17 protein-coding genes and 2 pseudogenes are annotated in these 15,404 nt (G+C 63.0%); 5 read left to right on the plus strand and 14 right to left on the minus strand.

Annotation, left to right across the window (positions count from 1 at the left end; genetic code table 11):
• Window positions 1-10: 10 nt before the first annotated feature.
• From tssF to tssB, 6 genes and pseudogenes are all read right to left on the minus strand, one after another.
• A pseudogene (tssF, locus tag OKW39_RS03990) lies at window positions 11-1,423 on the minus strand (type VI secretion system baseplate subunit TssF); the annotation flags it as partial.
• A gap of 5 nt (window positions 1,424-1,428) precedes the next feature.
• Window positions 1,429-1,932 carry a type VI secretion system baseplate subunit TssE gene (gene tssE / locus OKW39_RS03995; protein ID WP_429336287.1) on the minus strand — a complete coding sequence of 168 codons (504 nt, stop codon included), beginning with the start codon at window positions 1,930-1,932 and terminating at the stop codon, window positions 1,429-1,431.
• Between the two features lie 13 nt (window positions 1,933-1,945).
• A complete protein-coding gene (locus OKW39_RS04000; RefSeq protein ID WP_187610344.1) occupies window positions 1,946-2,758 on the minus strand; it encodes a type VI secretion system accessory protein TagJ in 813 nt (270 codons plus the stop codon).
• A 57-nt stretch (window positions 2,759-2,815) separates the two neighbouring features.
• Window positions 2,816-3,319 carry an Hcp family type VI secretion system effector gene (locus tag OKW39_RS04005; protein WP_429562123.1) on the minus strand — a complete coding sequence of 168 codons (504 nt, stop codon included), beginning with the start codon at window positions 3,317-3,319 and terminating at the stop codon, window positions 2,816-2,818.
• Window positions 3,320-3,430: 111 nt separating this feature from the next.
• A complete protein-coding gene (gene tssC, locus OKW39_RS04010; protein WP_429562124.1) occupies window positions 3,431-4,924 on the minus strand; it encodes a type VI secretion system contractile sheath large subunit in 1,494 nt (497 codons plus the stop codon).
• 8 nt (window positions 4,925-4,932) lie between these two features.
• On the minus strand, window positions 4,933-5,454 hold the full coding sequence (gene tssB / locus OKW39_RS04015; RefSeq protein WP_090804246.1) for a type VI secretion system contractile sheath small subunit: 522 nt from the start codon (window positions 5,452-5,454) through the stop codon (window positions 4,933-4,935).
• A gap of 95 nt (window positions 5,455-5,549) precedes the next feature.
• On the opposite strand from tssB, the gene OKW39_RS04020 reads away from it, so the two are divergent.
• From OKW39_RS04020 to OKW39_RS04035, 4 genes are all read left to right on the plus strand, one after another.
• Entirely contained in the window at window positions 5,550-5,777 is a 228-nt protein-coding gene (locus OKW39_RS04020) for a hypothetical protein (protein WP_429562125.1), read from the plus strand.
• Between the two features lie 95 nt (window positions 5,778-5,872).
• Entirely contained in the window at window positions 5,873-6,859 is a 987-nt protein-coding gene (locus tag OKW39_RS04025) for a hypothetical protein (protein ID WP_429562126.1), read from the plus strand.
• Window positions 6,856-7,746: a c-type heme family protein gene (locus OKW39_RS04030; RefSeq protein ID WP_429336283.1), complete on the plus strand. Its 891-nt coding sequence runs from the start codon at window positions 6,856-6,858 to the stop codon at window positions 7,744-7,746. Before OKW39_RS04025 ends, OKW39_RS04030 begins: the two co-directional genes overlap by 4 nt.
• A 28-nt stretch (window positions 7,747-7,774) precedes the next feature.
• Window positions 7,775-9,181 carry a serine/threonine-protein kinase gene (locus OKW39_RS04035; RefSeq protein ID WP_429562127.1) on the plus strand — a complete coding sequence of 469 codons (1,407 nt, stop codon included), beginning with the start codon at window positions 7,775-7,777 and terminating at the stop codon, window positions 9,179-9,181.
• A gap of 112 nt (window positions 9,182-9,293) precedes the next feature.
• Here the strand turns inward: OKW39_RS04035 and OKW39_RS04040 are convergent, their stop codons facing one another.
• The 6 genes from OKW39_RS04040 to OKW39_RS04065 form a co-directional block, all read right to left on the minus strand.
• A complete protein-coding gene (locus tag OKW39_RS04040; protein WP_429336281.1) occupies window positions 9,294-9,437 on the minus strand; it encodes a hypothetical protein in 144 nt (47 codons plus the stop codon).
• The gene (locus tag OKW39_RS04045) at window positions 9,434-9,988 is read right to left on the minus strand and encodes an RNA polymerase sigma factor (RefSeq protein ID WP_429562128.1); all 555 of its coding nucleotides are present in this window, start codon (window positions 9,986-9,988) and stop codon (window positions 9,434-9,436) included. Before OKW39_RS04045 ends, OKW39_RS04040 begins: the two co-directional genes overlap by 4 nt.
• 523 nt (window positions 9,989-10,511) lie before the next feature.
• Window positions 10,512-11,396, minus strand: coding sequence for an anti-sigma factor family protein (locus OKW39_RS04050; RefSeq protein WP_429361558.1), 885 nt, complete (start codon window positions 11,394-11,396; stop codon window positions 10,512-10,514).
• Between the two features lie 222 nt (window positions 11,397-11,618).
• A complete protein-coding gene (locus OKW39_RS04055; protein ID WP_429563448.1) occupies window positions 11,619-12,683 on the minus strand; it encodes a catalase family peroxidase in 1,065 nt (354 codons plus the stop codon).
• The gene (locus OKW39_RS04060; RefSeq protein WP_429562129.1) at window positions 12,667-13,599 is read right to left on the minus strand and encodes an anti-sigma factor; all 933 of its coding nucleotides are present in this window, start codon (window positions 13,597-13,599) and stop codon (window positions 12,667-12,669) included. The genes OKW39_RS04055 and OKW39_RS04060 overlap by 17 nt, the downstream gene beginning before the upstream one ends.
• On the minus strand, window positions 13,599-14,150 hold the full coding sequence (locus tag OKW39_RS04065; protein WP_090804226.1) for an RNA polymerase sigma factor: 552 nt from the start codon (window positions 14,148-14,150) through the stop codon (window positions 13,599-13,601). The genes OKW39_RS04060 and OKW39_RS04065 overlap by 1 nt, the downstream gene beginning before the upstream one ends.
• 285 nt (window positions 14,151-14,435) lie before the next feature.
• Between OKW39_RS04065 and OKW39_RS04070 the strand changes: the two are divergent.
• A pseudogene (locus OKW39_RS04070) lies at window positions 14,436-14,585 on the plus strand (glutathione S-transferase family protein); the annotation flags it as partial.
• A gap of 99 nt (window positions 14,586-14,684) precedes the next feature.
• Here the strand turns inward: OKW39_RS04070 and pqqD are convergent.
• Entirely contained in the window at window positions 14,685-14,966 is a 282-nt protein-coding gene (gene pqqD / locus OKW39_RS04075; RefSeq protein ID WP_429336634.1) for a pyrroloquinoline quinone biosynthesis peptide chaperone PqqD, read from the minus strand.
• A 161-nt stretch (window positions 14,967-15,127) separates the two neighbouring features.
• Window positions 15,128-15,202: a pyrroloquinoline quinone precursor peptide PqqA gene (gene pqqA / locus OKW39_RS04080; protein ID WP_090805708.1), complete on the minus strand. Its 75-nt coding sequence runs from the start codon at window positions 15,200-15,202 to the stop codon at window positions 15,128-15,130.
• Between the last annotated feature and the right edge of the window lie 202 nt (window positions 15,203-15,404).

Consider the following 15,404-nt stretch of genomic DNA (forward strand, 5'->3'; position numbering starts at 1 on the left):
CCACGGGCGCGTCGGTATCGAGCGTGAAATCGGTGTACGACTTGCCCACCGGCATATGCAGCGGCAAATCGCGATTCGTGCACAGCAGCCGCAGTCCTAACTGGCGCAGCGTGGTCGCATAGGGCGCGTCGTTGGCATCCACGAGTGCGATAAACGTTTCGCTGCCGACGTAGCTCGAGCGTGCGCCACGTTGCTTCTGGCGGCTCGAGATCAGCCGCGGCTCGCGGCGCAGCGTGTAGAAGGCCGCCTGCCCGCCGTGCCATGTGCGAGCGGTGCTGTCATAGAACGGCAGGAAGCTTTGCTCCGGCTCCTGGCGATCGCCGTAGCCCTGCACTTCCAGCACGCTGTGCACTTCGAAATCCATCGGCCGGGTGTGGTCGCCGAGCACGTGATACTCGGTGTCGCCCTGCTGCAGATGAATACGGTCCGCGCGGCGCTCGAACAGATTGATTGCCGGCGTGCAGAACAGGCGGAAGTTGCCTGCATCGATCGCGTTGTGCAGGCGCGTCACGCTGCGCTCGAGCCACACCACGATCTCGAACTCGTTGCCCCGCGAACGTGCGAGCAGCGAGCGCAGCTCCGTGAACTCGGCAAACAGGAAACGCTCCGGACACGCGAAATACTCCTGCAACAGCCGGTAACCGCTGAACGAACGGCCACCGTAGGGCAGTATCGCGTCCTCTTCGTCGAAGCCTTTGGCGCGCAGCGCCGACGCGTCATGCTGTGTCTCGATGGTTTGCCCATCCGGCGCGGTTGCGCGCACCGTATAGCCGATGCGGTTGGCCATCAGCTGCTCGTAGAGCCATCGCGGCAGATCGTCGGCGCCGGCGAGATAAACCGGCAGGCTGTCGAGCGCGAGCGTGTTCGCCGCCACGCCGGAAAGGGTTGCGAACTTCAGGCGCAAACCCGCGCGGACCTGCCCGGCTTTCGACGGCGGCGGCACGAGGTCAACGGCGGCAAGCGCCGCGGGTGTGTCCAGGTATCTCGCCTCGGTGATCGCGAGCGGCCACAGCGTCACGTCGTGCGCGGTGCGGTATTCGCACGCCGTGCGCTCGCCGAAGCCGGTGAGACCGCGCAACACCGTGTGCCGCGCGACCGGGTGTCCGGTGGCAGGAAGGTCTTCGGCTTGATCCGGATGCAACTGCACGACCGCCATCGACGGAATCGGCGTCAGGTAATGCGGGTAGATCATCTCCAGAAGATGCTGCGTGAACACCGGATACTGCGCGTCAAGCTTCATTTGCACGCGCGCCGCCAGAAACGCGAAGCCTTCGAGCAACCGTTCGACGTACGGGTCGGCGCAATCGAGACCTTCCATCCCGAGACGGCCGGCAATCTTCGGATACTCGCTCGCAAACTCCGCTCCCATCTCGCGGACGTGTTGCAGCTCACGGTTGTAGTAGCGCAAGTGTCGTGGGTCCATGACGATCAGCCGAAGCGTTGCGACACGTGAAACTCGCCGGTCTCGAGATCGACGTCGGTGCGAAGATAGAGAGAAAGCGGCATCGGGTTCGCCCACATGTCGGCTTCGATCAGGAAACGCAGCGAACGGCTGCCCATGCGCGCTTCGTCGACCTCGACGCGCACCTGAACAGTGCTGGCGATCAGACGTGGTTCGAAGTCGAGCAGCGCCGAACGGATCCGGTCCTGCAACAGCTCGGCATCGATACCCGACAACGCCGCACCCGCAAGATCGGGGATACCGAAATTCAATACGGAATTACCCACCTGCGCGAATCCGGTCAGCTCGTCGCTGCTCCAGTGCCGCGTGCAGTTGAGCAGCCACGCGATATCGCGTGTCACGTATTCGCGCAAACGCGCGGCCGTAATGACGCGCTGCTCCCGGCTCTCCTCGCGCTGCGCAGGATCGAAATCGGTGAGACGATCGAGCAGCGATGGCTGCAAACGCTCCTGGGGCATCAGTTCTGCCATGACGTGCGCCCCCTCAAGCTGTTTCGAACGTGATCGAGCGCACGTCGAGCAAAGGATATTCGTCGACGTCGGTGATCAGCATGCGCTGACCAACGCCGATGAAACAGCCGTCGCCGAGATCGGTCCACGCCGTACGCTTTGCCAGCGCGAGCGCGACGTCTTCACCTCGCTCGCTGCCGCAATAGCGGCAAGGCACGAAGCCGATCGCCTCATCACCGCTCTTCCAGGTGATTCGCACCGGCGCCCAGATCTTGTCGCGCAGATCAGTGGGCGCATCGAAAGACAGCGCAGCGACGCGCGAGAACGGCACCCACGCATAGCTGTCCTTCAGGATCACTTCGAGGCACGGCCCGAAACGCGGGTCTGCGTCGGCGATCCATTTGAACGGCACGCCGTCGATGCTGCCGCGCACCGTTTCCGCTTCGTCGAAGGCTCGCGCGCGCAATGCGAGCGCTTCGGCGATCCGTCCGCCGCACAGTTGTTGCAGCGACTGCAACAGCAAGCGCTCCCATTCCGACCGCTCGCCGACCGTTGCCGGGTTACGCAGGGCGGCCAGCACGGCTTCGCGTTCGCGTTCGCCGACCAGTGCCGCGCGGTAGGCGGCGACCATCAACGCGTTTTGTCGTTCCAGGTCGCCCGCCACGGTCAACTGGGTTCCGGCACGCTCCCAGTCACCCCGCAACGCAAGCAACTGAAACAGAAACACGCGCAGCGTCGCGTCCGCCGGCGAGTTTTTCACTTTCGCGGCCAACGCTTGCAACGCGTCGTTCAAATGACCGTCCGCGAGCAGCTTTTCAGGTTTGACATCGACTGAAGAAAGTGTCACTGGATGTGCTCCATTCAATGAAAGAAAGCGGGCGAAAAGACCGGTATCGCCGCCTGCTTACTGCTTGGTGACCTGCTGGATATCGAATGTGAAATCCTTGGTGCCGCCGTTTGCCTTGCCTTCATCGTCCTGCGGCTGGAACGAGTACTTGAACTTCCCGAAATGCAACGTGATGTTCTCGGTGAGTCGTTCGTCGCCACCGCTGCCGCCCGTGGATACCGACGTGACCAGCACCCCTTCGCTCAGCTCGATGGTCAGGAAGTCGGTCTGCTGACCCGTTGCGTTGGTGACGTACAGATAGGCGTTGTCGACGCGCGCGCCCGTGCAGCAAGCGTTTAGCAACGCGTTCGAGCAACTGTCGATGTACTTCGTGACGGTGATGTCCTGAATGTTGGCCTTGCCGCCCGATGCATAGCCCGCACCCGTGTGCAGATTGCCGGTATTGCTGGCGCCCCACGACCACGCGATGATCGGAACCTGGTTCCTGTGCTTCGAGTGATTGGAAGCGCCCTGGATCGTGACCGCTCCGGAGCCGAATTTCAGGTGCATGTCGAATGCCATAGTGACCTCTATTTGTGAGCCAAAGAGTGCGCTCGCCGTAGCGACGAACGATCAGGACCGGAACGCTGCCGCTCCGGACGATTACCTGCAAGGTGAGATGCAGCGGAAGCCTCAGGCCGCCTGCGCGGAAGGCAGTCGCGATACGAGCCGCAGCGATACGGTGAGTCCTTCGAGCTGGTAGTGCGGCTTCAGGAAGAACTTCGACGTGTAGTAGCCGGGATTGCCTTCGACGTCCTCGACGACGACTTGCGCGGCAGCGAGCGGCTTGCGGGCCTTGGTTTCCTCGCTGGAATTCACCGGATCGCCATCGACATAATTCATGACCCAGTTCGACAGCCAGTTCTCCATCTGCTCGCGCGTGCTGAATGAGCCGATCTTGTCGCGCACGATGCATTTGAGGTAGTGCGCGAAACGGCAGCACGCGAACATGTATGGCAAACGTGCCGACAGATTCGAATTCGCCGTGGCGGCCGGATCGTCGTACTCTTCCGGCTTCGCGACCGATTGCGCGCCGATGAATGCCGCGATGTCCGAATTCTTGCGATGCACGAGCGGCATCAACCCCATCTTGTCGAGTTCGGCCGAGCGCCGATCGGTGATCGCGATCTCGGTCGGGCACTTCATGTCGACGCCACCGTCGTCGCTCGGGAAGGTATGCACCGGCAGACTGTCGACCGCTCCTCCCGACTCGACGCCGCGAATCCGCGTGCACCATCCGTAGTACTTGAACGAACGGTTGATGTTCACCGCCATCGCATACGCAGCGTTCTGCCATGTGTACTTCGATGAATCCGCGCCTTCGGTGTCTTCTTCGAAGTCGAACCCGTCGACTGGGTCGGTCTTCGCGCCGTACGGCAGGCGTGCAAGCGTGCGCGGCATCGTCAGCGCGAGATAGCGCGCGTCGTCCATTTCGCGAAGCGAACGCCAGCCCGCGTAGTCCGGCGTCGTGAAGATCATCGACAGATCGCGCGGATTGGCCAGCTCGTTCCAGCCTTCCATGCCGAGCAACGTCGAATCCGCCGCCGAGATGAACGGCGCATGCGCGGCGGCGGCGACCTGCGAAATGCCGCGTAGCAGTTCGACATCCTGCGGACCGTGATCGAAGTAGTAATCGCCGATGAGGCAGCCATACGGTTCGCCGCCCAGCTGACCATATTCTTCTTCATAGATGCGCTTGAACACAGGGCTCTGGTCCCATGCAACGCCCTTGAAGCGCTTGAGATTTTTTGCGAGTTCCTTCTTCGATATGTTCAGCACCCGGATCTTCAGCATCGGATCCGTTTCGGTGTTGGTAACGAGATGGTGCAGCCCTCGCCACGCGCCTTCCAGCTTCTGAAAGTCCGCGTGGTGCATGATCTGGCTCAACTGCTCGCTGAGCTTGCGGTCGATCTCGGCGACATACGCGTTGATGGTTTGCGTCACGTCATCCGAAACGATGTGCGAATCCTGCAGCACCTGCGCAGCGAGCGTACGCACGGCCGATTCGACTTCCTGCTTCGCGCGCTCGTTCTTCGGCTTGAACTCCCTGTTGAGCAGCGCGGCGAAATCATCGGCGCCGCTCAATGAGTCCTCGACGCCTTGCTCGATCTGATTCTGGCTTTCCATGATCGCGCTCACTCCTGTGCGGGTTCGGTGTCGGCGGCTTTCGGCGCCGCGCCCAGCGATTGCAGCAAGGCGGGATCCTTGATCGCCTGCGCGATCAGCTTCTCCGCGCCCGACTTGCCATCGAGATAAGTGCCGAGGTTGGCGAGCTGCGTGCGCGCCTCGAGCAGCTTCGCGAGCGAGTCGACCTTGCGCGCCACTTCGGCGGGCGAAAAATCGTCCATGCCTTCGAAGGTGATATCGACCGCCAGATTGCCTTCGCCCGTCAGCGTGTTGGGCACGCTGAAGTTCACCCGCGGCCTCATCGACTGCATGCGGCTGTCGAAGTTATCGACGTCCACTTCCACCGCCTTGCGCGCTTCGAGCGGCGGAAGATCGCCGGCATTGGCGCCTGACAGATCCGACATCACACCCATCACGAACGGGATCTGCACTTTTTTCTGCGCGCCGTACAGCTCCACGTCGTACTCGATCTGTACGCGTGGCGCGCGATTGCGCGCGATGAATTTCTGACTGCTCTGTCTCGTTGCCATGCGCTGATTTCCTCTGGTATCCGTAGGGTTTCGTGAATCCGGCGATGCGTCTCACGAGCCTGCACTCGACTTGCCGCGTTGCAGACGCGTCGCCCATGCACCCAGAACAGCGCAGCATCGCGATCTATTCCATGTCTGTCGAAGCTGTTGCGTTCATGTTCCAGATCGCACTCGCCGCTGTCTGCGCAAATCAGAACAGCCCACCCGGGCAGATATTCCGTTGTGTCGTGGACTGGATCTTTTCGTGCGTGCGTCACGCAGAGACAGGCTCACCATATGGGACACGCGAAGGCGGGTTTGTGATCATCGAAACCCTGGAATAAACCCGCGAGCCGGCTGTTCTGTTGATACTCGCGCGATATAACGCGCCGTCTTCACCGCGCTTCGCCAATTGAAACGCTCAATCAGGCTCATCTGAATGATCTTCGGACTTTTCAAGCGGTCTGTACCGTTCGCCTTGCTGCTGCTCGCACCCTATGCCAATGCGGCGTGGACGCTCGTGCAGGCCGATGCGCCCGTCACCGTCATTCATGAGACGGGGCGTTATCAGGCAGATGTCGGGCAGCGCTTTGCGCTTGACGATATGGTCGAAACGCCGACGAGCGCAGGCGTGCAGATCCAGGACGACGCGGGCAATAGCGTCGCGCTGGGTCATGGCACTCGCGTGATGCTGATGCGCGACGCGCATATCGCGGTGCTCGGCGGCTGGCTGAAGGTGCTGCACGCGTGCGACGCAAACACGGCGAATTGCGCCACGCCTGTGATCGAAACCGCGCGCACGCGATTCACGCCCTCGAACGATACCGTGCTGGTCATCGCGGCAACGGCAACGGCTACGAATTATCGGAGTGGCAATGAGCGGAACGCCAACGTCCAGGACACCGACGCAGCGTTCTGTGAGAGCGGCGCGGCCAGCATTCTCGGCATCGGCGCTTCGCACGGCAATGTTGCGCCGCTCAAGCTCGATGCGCCTCGCTTCGCCATGCATCCCGCCGCGAGCGACACGATTGCCGTGACAGCCGGCCCTGATCCCGCTTTCGTCGCCGCGATGCCCGTTACATTCCGCGACGCGTTGCGTGTGCTGCCGATGCCGGCCCATCCACGCAACGAGCCGCCGGGCAGCATCCGACCGGTCGCTTACGACGACGTATCGGACTGGCTCGACAGCGAACTCGCGGCGCGCAGGGATCCATCGACGCGTTTCACTTCGCGCTTTCGCGCGCGCCTGACCGATCCCGCGTTTCGCCGCGCAGTCGTGCAGCGCATTCGCGACTTGCCGGACTGGCGTGCGCTGGTCTTTCCGCCGCCAGCGCGTGCCGTGATACGGAGCCCCGCAATCCAGACCGGTTCCGTCTACGGTTCCGCTTACCGTTCCGCTTACCCATCCGCCCCGGTTCGCCCATGAAGCTGTCACTCGCCATCAAGTTCAATCTCGTGTTCATCGCGATCTTCGCGATCGGACTGACCGCCATCGGATTCGTCGCGGATCGTGTGTTGCAACAGCAGGCGCTCGACGAAACCCGTCACGATGCGGACGTGCTTCTGAACGCCGCCAGCGCGATGCAGAACTACACGGCGCAACACATCACGCCGCTGCTCGCGACACAGATCAAATATTCGTTCGTGCCCGAGTCGGTGCCGGCGTACTCGGCGATCGAAATGCTGAACTCGTTGCAGAGCGTGTTTCCGAACTTCTCGTACAAGTCGGCGATGCTCAATCCGACCAACCCGCGCGACCGGCCAAGCGACTGGGAAAGCGAAGTGATCGCCCATCTGCACGACCATCCGGAATTGAAACAGGCCACCGGACAGCGTCATACGCCGGGCGGCGAGCAGTTGCTGTTTCTCGCCCATCCGAGCCGCATTACCGACGCCGCGTGCATGCAATGTCACAGCACGCCGTCCGCGGCGCCGCACACGATGATCGATAAGTACGGGCCGGCCAATGGTTTCGGCTGGACCATGAACGACGTGATCGGCGCAGAGTTCGTGTCGGTGCCGATGTCGGAGTCGATCGCGCGCGGCCGTGCGGTATGGCGCAGCCTGATGGTCTCACTGACCGCTGTATTCGCGGTGGTGCTCGTCGTGCTGAACGCGATGGTGCACTTCCTCGTCACGCGGCGTTTGCAGATGTTGTCGCGCGCCGCGGACGAAGTGAGTCTCGGCAAACTCGGCGACGTCGAACTGCCGGCCGGCGGCAGCGATGAAATAGCGTCGCTCGCGGTGTCGTTCGGACGGATGCGCACGAGCCTCGTCGCAGCGTTCGAGATGATCGAAGAGCGCCACGAGTAAGCGTGCCGCACACATCGTGGACGACTCCATGACTTCCCAAACCGGCGCGACTCCGCGACAAATCGGCCGCTATCGGGTCGAACGGGTGCTCGGTCGCGGCGCGATGGGCACGGTCTATCTCGCGACCGATCCGCATATCCAGCGCGAGGTAGCACTAAAAACGATTCGCACACCGTCACTGAACGACGGACAAGGCACGGCGGAGCCATCCGGTGCGGAGCTGACCGCACGCTTTCTCAACGAAGCGCGCGCTGCCGGCCGTCTCGTGCATCCGCACATCGTCGGCGTGTTCGACTATGGCGAGGCGCAAGGCGTCGCGTTCATCGCGCTCGAATACGTACGCGGCGAGAACCTCGCGCAACGGCTCGCGCAGCACGCCCGCGATGGCAGCATGATGCCTTTGCTCGATGCGCTCACGTGGTTCGCGCAACTGCTCGACGCACTCGCTTATGCGCACGAACTCGGCGTGATCCATCGCGACATCAAGCCCGCCAACCTGCTGATCGCGCCGCGCGGCGAATGCAAGGTGACCGACTTCGGCATCGCACAGCTCGATACAGGACGCCTGACGCAGGCCGGCATGATGATCGGCACGCCAAGCTACATGTCGCCGGAGCAGTATGCAGGCGCGGAGATCGACGCACGCAGCGACCTGTTTTCCGCCGGCGTCGTTCTGTACGAGATGCTGAGCGGGCAATGCCCGTTTAGCGGCGCGCCAGCCGCCGTGATGCATCAGGTGATGAACGAGATGCCGCCGCCCCCATCGACGCATGTCACAAGCCTGCCTGCCGAACTCGATGCCATGGTGCTGAAGGCGCTCGCCAAACGGCCAGACGACCGCTATGCGTCCGCGCAAAGCTGGCGCAACGCGTTGTTGACGCTGCACGACTCATTCATGGCGCGGCTCGATCCCGACCATACCGTCGTGCGCGCGCAGCCGTTCCGTCAGACGCTTGCGCCACCGGCGGGGGCTGCCAGACCAGACTGGCCACCCGAGTTTCTGGCCCAGCTGGAGCAACGGCTCGCCAGCCACGTCGGCCCCATTGCCTCGCTGCTCGTGCGGCGCGCCGCGTCGCATGCGACCGACTCGCAAACACTGGCGGCTCAGCTTGCGCGCCATTTGTCCAACGACGCCGCTCGTCGTGAGTTCGATACGCTGCTCAAGCAGCACGTGATCGCTTCGGGCGATGACTCGAAGCGCAGCACGCTGGCCATCGAATCGACATCCGCGGCGTGCGTGCCGCTCGATGCCGAGCACGTCGAGGCCGCTGCGCGGCGGCTCGCATCGCACGTCGGACCGTTCGCACACGTGATCGCCGAGCGGGCCGCGCGTGGCGCGGACGCAGCGACCTTCCGTGCGCGACTGGCCGACGCGCTGCCGGCGTCGGTGGATCGCGAGGCTTTTTTGCGTGCCTTCGACGACCCGCCACCCTGAGTCTCCCGGCTCGCGCCGCCGATCGATCGTCAGGCGGCCGCGATCAGGCGATCGATCCGTAACCGCAGCGCTACGGGCAATGCGGGCAAGCTTTGCCGGCCAACGATCTCAGTTATGGAAACTTCGATGCCATCAGCCATATCACGCGATTCGCAATATCGACGGACTCGTGCATCGCTCGCTCTATGTCGGCCACGCGCGCGTGAGCCAACGTACGATCGACATAAGCAAGCAGGTCGGCGTCGTCGATCGTCATCGCCCGACTTCGACCCGAGGTGGAGCCGAACGTGCGGCCGGTCCCGCGCCGCTGTCGAAGCGCGCGCCAATGCTTTGCCGCGCGCGCGACAGGCGGCTCATGATCGTGCCGATCGGAACATCGAGCACGTGCGCGGCTTCGGCGTAACTCAATCCTTCGAACGCGACGAGCAGCATCACCACGCGCTGAGCCTCGGGCAAGCGCCCGACGGCGGCGATGATCTCACGGCTCAGCAGCACATCTTCGGGGGAACGCGCGGCAGGATCGGAGACGGCTAGCAATGCGTCATCCCACTCGACACTCGCCCGGCCTCGTACGCTGCGTGCCCGCAATTCGTTGAGCCACGTGGAATGGATGATCGAGAACATCCAGCTGAGCGGTGCCGTGCCGGGCTGCAGTTGATGCGCCCGTTCGAGTCCGCGTATGCACGAACGTTGCAGCAGGTCTTCGGCGTCGTGCTGATTGCCGGACAGGCGCAACGAGAAAGCCCACAATCTGGGCAGCATTCCGGGTAAAAGGTCCGGCAAACTCTCAACGACAGTGGTGGACATGGTTGAGTGGCCAATTTCGAGTAGAGCCCTTGAACGACGGCTCGACGTGCCGCTTGAGGGTCACGTCGAACCAGGGCCTAACATCGATCACATCAGGAACAAGGCCAGACAGAATTGCTCTGGACCGGTTGATTGGTCTCTTCGCCGAGCAGAGGTTTGGCGGATCTGACGCCACCTCTTTATCTCGGACCGTTGCATGGAGTTCGTCAACGGCTTAAACGCGGATACTTGCAGAATGGCCAAAGGCAGCGCCGCTCCATTTCGATTTTGACCGAACGCGTGCGCAGGGCATCTTTATCCAAAAACCACTGTTGCGACCAATCGTTTGTGGCTATGACCTCGATTACGAATCGCGGCTCACGGGTCGCCGTTTACTGAATAGAGCGAAACAACGACCAGCGAGGTCATCGTTTCGTTTCACTACGACTCTCCTGTCATACCCCGTCACGCAAAAAACCGGCAGAACTTGACTCCGGACGCCGTCACGCGGAATGGCCCGCACTGCGATCAGATCGCGCCGCGCTCATGTACGCGCATCCCTCGGCTTCGCATCGGGCGCATCGTTAAGCGCGAACAACGCGTCCACGCTGCTGTTCGAGATCCGCTGTGCGATCGACTGGAGATCGGTTGAGTCCGGTTTGCCGATCAGCGCATAGGCAAGATCGTTCTGCCGCCACGATACGACGGTCATGCCGTTCAACTGCTGTTGCGCGATCGCCTGGTCCGGTCGCGCGTCCTTCATCACACACAGCGCAACCGGCGCGCCGTGGTCGGGCAGATAGACGATCTGGACCAGCGGCTTGTCGTTGAAGCGCAGGCGCGCGACTGCCTTGAACGACAGCCCCGCCTCCCGCAAATCCGGTACCCGCAATGCAATGCCGTCGACGTACCGGATCGCCGTGACGGTCTTCGCCGACGCGCCGAGGTCGGGCGTGATGTCGGCAACGGTATCGCGTGTATAGAGCCGTTGATAGCCCACCGCTGCATGGATCCACGACGCCGCGTCGTTCGACGCGACAATCGCGCCGCCACTGCCGGGCACGCCCAGCCATGCAGGTCCGAGCCGCATCGCGAGGCCCGCGCAAAACGCGCCGGCGACAAATGCCGCGGCAAGCCACAGCCGCGCCTGGGGCTTTCTTGCGGGTATCGGCTGATGGGATGCGTGATTCGATTCGTCGCGCCGTGCGGCGCTCGCCATTGCTTCGATACGGCGCTGCAATTCGCCCGGTAAAGGCGGTAGCTTCTGCGTTGCAAACGCCTCGCGATAAGGGAGCTGCGACGCGCGCAGCAAATCGACGCTTTCCTGCAACTCAGGCGAAACGGCGAGTTCCTTTTCGATCGATGCCGCCTCGGACGGGTCAAGTTCGCCATCGACATACGCGATCAATTTACTGTCGTCGGGTCTCATAGGACGATAGGCTTAAAGGAAGTTGAGCACGATCAGCATTCGCCTGCAACGCGCGGGTCGGGCACCGCCCGTTCGTCATCAAATTCCCATGATAACCGTAGTTGCGCGTTGTTCGCAGGTCGTACGCAGCGCGCGGATGAAGCGTGGATCACCGGCCAGGACTTGCTATTGCCAACCGTTTTCTCAGGCGTCGCTCCCGACACCTCGCGGTAGAGACGACATTCAATGACCATTCGATCCGGCAACGGCCTCCTCCCGAGTTCGGCGATTGAACGATACGCTATACGTCGACGACCGCGCGGCCAGCAACGGATCGGCGGATGGCGCGATGCCATCGGGCAGGATGGTCGGATCGAACGCGATGTCGCGACAGGGACCATCGATCTGCGTCTGCGCGCGATCGATGACGATCGTGCCCACGTCGACCCGCTCGCGTTGCGGTGAGTCGATCCATTGCCGCGTCGAGTCGTCGATCGGATCGCCGGGCATCGCGACGTTCAGCACCAGATGCCAGCGCAATGGCCCCTTCGCGAGTTGCGTCATCAGAGCGTGCGACAGAAAATCTGGATCGCTTTGCGCGCGTGCTTCGACAGGACGCCAGGGACTGTCCGGCACCACCTCCCAACGCACGAAACGCTGCACGCCCTGCGCATCCGTAGTCTGGAACGAACTGATACCGAAATAGGCCGCGTTATCGAAGCGGGACGATGGCGGGTGCAAGCGGACCCATTCGAGAAACGCGCGGGCCTCAGGATGGCCGTCGAGAAACGCCTGCATTTTTGCGGGGTTCGCCTGACCGGTGTGCGGATCCAGCGCTTCCGCCTGAAGCTGTTCGAATAGCGCCTGCGGCGTGCGCACCGCGAAAATCGGCGTCGAATTCATCGCGAGACGCCATTGCTCGCCGCGCGGCAGCGCGATCAGCAACGCGAAGCTGCGCACCAGGGCTTCGCCGTCGTCTTGTTGCGGATTGCCGCCGGGCCTCGACAGTCGCCCGACGACGGCGTAGCTGCCGCGTTCGAACACGCTTGCGCGCGATACCGACGCGCCGTTGCCGTTGCTGTCGAAGTGTCCGGTGATGCAGATGCCCTTCGCGTGGTTGCGCCGGAAGCCCGGGTGCGGCGTCGTCGTCGCTTCGAATGCATCGACGATCCGCTGCGAAGTCAGGCGCGGCGGGAACCATCCGGCGCACCAGACGAACAGCGCCAGCAGTAACATAGGCGCCGCGAAAACCGCGAGCCAGCGCAGCAGCAAGCCATGGCCTCGCTGGTGATCAGCCCGACCGGGCATCGTCATGCGCGTCCGTGCGGCCGATGGTGGTCGACACCTCGCCGCCGTAAAGGCGTTTGCCGAGTGCTTCGAGATCGACGCCGCCGTGCTCGCCGATCAGCGCATAACCGAGTTGGCCGCGCCGCCACGCCACCACGTCCATGCCGCCGACGCGATCGCGCGCGGGCGCCGCGTCGGCCTTCGCTTCTTTCAGCACGCATAACGCGACGGGGCCGCCATGCTCCGGCAGGTAGACGATCTGCACGAGCGGTTTGCCACGAAATCTCAGGCGCTGCACGCGCTTGAACGAGAGCCCTTGACTGCGCAGATCGGGAATCTGCAACGCCAGATTGTCGTATTGACGAATATCGGCGGCGGTGGCGGCGGTCGCGCCCATGTCGGGTTGCAACGAGGCGACGGTGTCGCGTGTGTAAAGCTGCTGATAGCCGGCCGCCGCAGCGATCCACGGCGACACGCCCGGATCATTCGATGCCGTCGTGATGGCGCCGCCACCGGTCAGTTGCGGCAACAGACGGAACGCGATGCCGCAGGAGAACACGCCCGCGACGAACGCCACCGCCAGCCACGGCAATGATGCGCGCGGCTTCAGCCGATGCACATTGCCACCGGACGGGATCGATGACTCACCGCTGGTCGCGGTATCGATTGCGTCGGCGGCATTGACCGCGCCTTGTGCCGACGCACCTGCCAGATGCTGTCGAATCAGTTCGTCGACGTTGCGGCGCAATGTCTCTGGCACCGGCGGCAACGCCTGCTGGCTGAACGCTTCCGCGTACGGCAATTGCGAGGCCCGCAGTATCGACAGGCGCGATGCCACGTCGTCCGACTTGCCGACCGCGCTCTCGACATGTGCGCGTTCGTCCGGCGGTAATTCTCCGTCGACGTACGCTAACAGGGTGGTGTCGTCGATCGTCATCACACTTCTCGCTCGCTGCTGGATGAGCGCGCCGCCGTGGCTTCACGATTGCCGAATTGCGCCCCAATGGTCTGCCGCGCGCGGGACAGGCGACTCATGATCGTGCCGATCGGCACGCCGAGCGCCTCGGCAGCCTCGGCGTAACTCAGGCCCTCGACGGCCACGAGCAGCATGACGATCCGTTGTGCCTCGGGCAGACGGTTGACGGCCGCGATGATCTCGCCGTTCAGCAGGTTCTCTTCCGGCGTGCGCGCATCGGGATCAGCAACGGTCTGCAGAAAATCGTCGTCCCATTCCATGCTCGAGCGGTTGCGCACGTTGCGCGCTCTCAGCTCGTTGATCCAGGTGGAATGAACGATCGAGAACATCCAGCTCAGAGGAGAAGTGCCTGGCTGCAATTGATGGGCGCGCTCGAGTCCGCGGACACAGGCCCGCTGGACGAGATCCTCGGCGTCGTGCTGGTTGCCGCACAGGCGCAGCGAGAACGCCCATAATCGCGGCAGCATTCCCGGCAGTTGACTGGGCAGACTCTCAACCTCTGCTGTTGGCATGATTGACTGGCTAATGGCGGATTGATGGCGGCCGGGCGTGGCGGCCAACGACTGGCCAATTCCGGCTGGTTTCCCCAAGCCGTATTGTGCAACGTTCGCAAAATGTTTGCCGACGCGCGGCAATCGGCTCGCAAACATCATCCGCGGGCAATGAGCGTCAGATCGGCGAAGCACGCGCGCCGTCTTTGACGGTCGCGTCGGCATTCGACGCGCCTTCCTCCGCTTACTTCATGATCCATGGTCGCCGGTGTCCTCACCGGCGCCAATGTGTTGTGGAAATTGCGATACGTCAGCCTGGCTTGCCCTTGGGCACATCGTGCGTTGATCGGGCGGGCGCTCAGGGGCTTGAACGAGATGGTCAGTATGTCGGTGGTCCACTGGCTGATGCTCGAGCACGGATGGACCTTCGCTGAGGGGCCCGGTACCGTGCCCGAAGCGCGTACGAGGAAGCAGTCGAGCCGCTATTCGAGACGCTGGCGTGGCACGAGGAGCCGCCACACACGCACTGAAGGACCGGGATGGTCGTGGGCTAGGTCAGTCTAGCCAGCCGCGCAGCCGCGCGTGATCGAGAAAGCGGTAGACGTCCGGTGCAAGTTCCGACGTGCCGAAAAGCCGTTCGAGTTCGCCGATGATGTCGTCGAGCTCGTGTTCTCCGTCGCAACGAGCGAGGATCGCGCCGGCGCTAGTGTTGAGCTTCACCATCCCTTCGGGATAGAGCAGCACATAGGCGTCCTGCGCCGCTTCCCACTGCAGGCGGAAGACGCTCCGCAGGCGGGGGCGCAGCGGCACGCCGCTATCCGCGTCACGCGTGTTCATAGGGGCCAGGCCTTTTCGACCGCATCGAGGATCGACCAGAGAATTATCGAGTTTGAACCGCAGGATATCGAGCGCGCGCTGCTGCGCCTCGGGCGTGCCCGGCGTGGCGAGCGCCGCCCGCGGCGCCACTACGGCACTGCGGGCGGCATGCCGCAGCCCGCTCAGCGATTGGCGATATACATCGTGACTTCAAAGCCGAAACGCACCTCGGCGTACGACGGAGTGATCCATTGCATGGCATGTCTCCTTGTTTGCGATGGGACGGAAGAACCGCACTCGATGCGCGGCCGTTCCCTTCAAAGCAAAGGACATGCCGATGCCGCCCCGCGAGGCTCGTTTGGCTCGCGCACAAGCCTTCGCCTGGGTATGGGCACCGACATCGTCAATTCGCTGACGTAAGCGGGACAAACGCGTCGCCATACGACGCGTTCGGGAGAT

It is taken from the genome of Paraburkholderia sp. MM6662-R1 (assembly GCF_050436245.1).
Taxonomy (GTDB): Bacteria; Pseudomonadota; Gammaproteobacteria; order Burkholderiales; family Burkholderiaceae; genus Paraburkholderia; species Paraburkholderia tuberum.